Source organism: Streptomyces laculatispora (assembly GCF_017353455.1).
In the GTDB taxonomy this organism is placed as follows: domain Bacteria; phylum Actinomycetota; class Actinomycetes; order Streptomycetales; family Streptomycetaceae; genus Streptomyces; species Streptomyces laculatispora.
This window is the reverse complement of sequence record NZ_JAFMPZ010000602.1, coordinates 1-3,554: the sequence shown is the minus strand read 5'-3', so window position 1 is coordinate 3,554 and position 3,554 is coordinate 1. Positions and strand designations below refer to the sequence as shown.

5 protein-coding genes are annotated in these 3,554 nt (G+C 70.3%); 3 read left to right on the top strand and 2 right to left on the bottom strand.

All coding sequences use genetic code 11. The features are described from left to right. The coding region (locus J1C73_RS31605; protein WP_278186693.1) for a sigma-70 factor domain-containing protein at positions 1 to 423 on the bottom strand (423 nt) is incomplete at its 3' end. 147 nt (positions 424 to 570) lie between these two features. Here J1C73_RS31605 and J1C73_RS31600 point away from each other — a divergent pair. Both J1C73_RS31600 and J1C73_RS31595 read left to right on the top strand, forming a co-directional pair. Continuing rightward, the gene (locus J1C73_RS31600; protein ID WP_207319374.1) at positions 571 to 717 is read left to right on the top strand and encodes a GNAT family N-acetyltransferase; all 147 of its coding nucleotides are present in this window, start codon (positions 571 to 573) and stop codon (positions 715 to 717) included. Between the two features lie 252 nt (positions 718 to 969). Continuing rightward, on the top strand, positions 970 to 2,010 hold the full coding sequence (locus J1C73_RS31595) for a questin oxidase family protein (RefSeq protein ID WP_207319373.1): 1,041 nt from the start codon (positions 970 to 972) through the stop codon (positions 2,008 to 2,010). Between the two features lie 79 nt (positions 2,011 to 2,089). On the opposite strand, the gene J1C73_RS31590 is transcribed toward J1C73_RS31595, so the two are convergent. Continuing rightward, positions 2,090 to 2,872, bottom strand: coding sequence for a dioxygenase family protein (locus tag J1C73_RS31590; RefSeq protein WP_207319372.1), 783 nt, complete (start codon positions 2,870 to 2,872; stop codon positions 2,090 to 2,092). Between the two features lie 134 nt (positions 2,873 to 3,006). Here J1C73_RS31590 and J1C73_RS31585 point away from each other — a divergent pair, with 134 nt between their 5' ends. Beyond that, a complete protein-coding gene (locus J1C73_RS31585; RefSeq protein ID WP_185095302.1) occupies positions 3,007 to 3,519 on the top strand; it encodes a MarR family winged helix-turn-helix transcriptional regulator in 513 nt (170 codons plus the stop codon). Positions 3,520 to 3,554 lie beyond the last annotated feature (35 nt).

Below are 3,554 nucleotides of genomic sequence, written 5' to 3'. Positions count from 1 at the left end.
GTCGAACTTCTCGACCGCGCGCACCAGGCCCGCGTTGCCCTCCTGGATCAGGTCGAGCAGGGGCAGCCCGGCCCGCGGATACCTGCGGGCGACGGCAACCACGAGTCGGAGGTTCGACCGGATGAATACGTCCTTGGCGCGCTCGCCCTCGGCGACCAGCGCCTCCAGCTCTTCGCGCGAGGCCCCGCCGGCATCGCTCTCCACCACGCCGTCGAGGATCCGCTGTGCGAAGACGCCCGCTTCGACGGTCTGCGACAGCTCGACCTCCTTGGCGGCATCGAGCAGCGGCGTGCGCGCGATCTCGTCCAAGTACATGCCGACCAGGTCGCGATCGGCGATCTCCCCGCCCACGGCGCGAACACTGCTTGCCCGGTTGGTCCCGCCGGTGGCGGACGAACGTCGGGCGACGGCACGGGTTGCCATGCGTGCTCCTTGCTGAGTAGGTCGCGACACCCTTTCGGGTGCCCAGCTTCCGATGGAAACAACGACTGGAATCCGGACAGAATTCCCATGCCTGGCATTCATTTTCGCGATCATGCAGTACCCTGTCGCGCCACCAGGGAAGGGCGCATGGCCGAGTTCGGCACGGAAACGCAGGTCAGACCAGGTGTCGAGAGCGATTTGGAGGCCCTCACGGACATCTACGACCATGACGTACGTGAGACCGCCCTCACATTCGACACGGTTTCCTTCACCCTCGACCGGCGTCTGCCCTGATTGCGCGCTCCCACTCCGAAGACGGCCCGCACCGGCTCCTGGTTGCTCAGGATGTCCGTGATGTCGACGGACCGGCTCCCCGGATCCTGGGCTGTACCGCCAGCAGCGCCTCCCGGCCACGGTGTTCCCTAGGACCGAAGCCGTTACATCCCTAGGACCACAGCCCGTTACGTCCCTAGGTCCACAGCCCCTTGCCCACCTAGGTCCACAGCCCGTTACGGAGAGCCGGTGCGGTGCCTAGCGTGACTCCGCATGGATGACACGACACGCAGGACACCCGACACCTCGGGCACGCTCGACGAAGCACTGGAGCGGCTTCACTCCTTCGGCCCCGAACGGGATGGCTGGCTGAGCAATCACGCCCCGATGGCCGTCGAGGCGCTGGTGCACCACGGCCAGGCACCCGGTGTGCACCGATGGCTGGACCACTACCGCGCGAAGCTGGAGGACATGCCCGACCGGTTCACCGAGGTGACCCCGGCCAACTGGCGCGAGGCCCTGGGCGACCCGCGCCGCATCGCCGACTGGACGGCGTACTTCGAGCGGGAGACGGCCGACCGGCCCTGGCGCGAGGTCCTCGCCGAGTGGTGGCCCCGGCTGCTCCCCGGCATCGCGGCCGGCGCCACGCACCCGGTGATCCGGGTCGGCCACTGCGTACGCACCCTGCTGGCCTCCGGGGAGAACGCGCCCCGGGTCGCGGAACTCGCCCACGGACTCGGCTACTGGGCCGCCCGCCACCAGCCGCTGCCCCCACTGGCCTCCCTCGCTCCCGCTGCCGGCGCCGCGGCCGCGCTGGACGCGGTGGACCGGGTGCCGGACCAGAGCGGCGGCATCCGGGAACGGCTCGGACAGCTCACCGCGTTCCCGCTGTGGCCGCAGCAGCCCGTGGCGGACCCCGACCTCGCCCGAGCCCGGCTGGAGGAGCTGGTACGCGCCGCGACCCACCGCTACGCGGCATACGCGCACGGCTCGCCGGTCATGCTGGTGCACGCCGCCACCGCACCCAATGCCGTGCTGCGTACGCTGCCGGCGCTCCCCCGGGACCTGTGGGCGCCGAGCCTGGACGCCGCATGGGCGGCCGGCGCGGCGGTCACCGCCGCGTACTCCCCGGCCGAGCCGGCCGACTACCCGGCCGTGCCCGACGGCCTGACCCCCGAGGAGGTCTTCGCGCGGGCGGCCGCGCACGGTGACGACCACACCATCAAGTTCACCGACACCGCGCTGGACGTCGGCGGCCCGACCGCGCTGGCCGCCGCGCTCCGCTCGATCGAGCTGAACCCTCCGGTGCTCTGACCCCTGCCATGAACCGGGGCCTGTCCGGCCGACGAACGAGCCGCCGGACAGGCCCCGCGGGCTGCGGGGTCCGGTCGCCCTAGCCGTACTGCAGCGAGCGCTTGGCCAGTCCCATCCAGAATCCGTCGATCACGCTGCGCCCCCGGTCGAGATCATGCTGCGCGGCGCCCAGCGTCACGAAGAGCGGGGCGAAGTGCTCGGTGCGCGGATGGGCGAGCCGGCCCGCCGGGGACTTGTTCTCGAAGTCCAGCAGCGCGTCGATGTCCTGCGCCTGCAGTGCGCGGCTCCCCCAGTCGTCGAACTCCGCCGACCAGCCGGGGGTGCCACCGCCCTGATGCCGCAGGGCGGCCAGGTTGTGGGTGAAGAAGCCGCTGCCGACGATCAGGACGCCCTCGTCGCGCAGCGGCGCGAGCTTGCGTCCGATGTCCATCAGCTTCTGCGGGTCCAGCGTCGGCATGGAGATCTGCAGCACCGGGATGTCGGCCTCCGGGAACATCTCCACCAGCGGGACGTAGGCCCCGTGGTCGAGCCCGCGGTCCGGGATGTCCTGGACCGGCGTACCGGCGCCGCGCAGCAGCTTCCGGACGCTCTCGGCCAGTCGCGGGGCGCCCGGCGCGGCGTACCGCACCTGGTAGTAGTGCTCAGGGAAGCCCCAGAAGTCGTAGACGAGCGGAATCGTCTCGGTGGAGCCGAGAGCGAGCGGGGCCTCCTCCCAGTGGGCCGAGACCATCAGAACGGCGGTGGGCCGCGGCAGCCCGGCGGACCAGGCGGCCAGCTCACCGGGCCAGACCGGGTCGTCGGCCAGCGGCGGGGCGCCGTGGGAGAGGTAGAGGGCGGGCATGCGCTCCGCAGTGACTGTCATGGCACTCCCCATCCGCTGCTGCTCAAGGTAAGTCTTCTACTGGGCCTTCAGAAGGAAAATTTCTTTAACCTTCAAGTTCCCATGTTCGGAGACCTTAGCTCTATCTAGTTCAACTTTCAAGAAAAGGTCGTACAGTGGAGTACATGACCACGGCATCCACCGGTGCGCCGCGCTGGCTCACCGACGAAGAACAGAGCGTGTGGCGGGCGTACCTCCACGCCACCACGCTGCTGGAGGATCACCTCGACCGCCAGTTGCAGCGCGATGCCGGTATGCCGCACATCTACTACGGACTGCTCGTCCAGCTGTCCCAGGCGCCCCGCCGCCAGAAGCGGATGACGGAGCTGGCCAAGGACGCCAAGATCACCCGCTCCCGGCTCTCGCACGCCGTCGCCCGGCTGGAGAAGAGCGGCTGGGTGCGCCGCGAGGACTGCCCGTCCGACAAGCGCGGCCAGAACGCGGTCCTCACCGACGAGGGCCACGAGATGCTCCAGCGCTCGGCACCGGGCCACGTCAGCGCCGTACGCCAGGCCATGTTCGACCGGCTCACCCCCGAGCAGGTGCGCTCGCTCGGCGAGATCATGCAGGTCATCGCGGCCGGACTACAGCCGGAGGGCACGAACGCCGATCTGCCCTGGCTCCGCTGACCCACCGCGCACCGCACGCACCTCTGCCCCGGTTC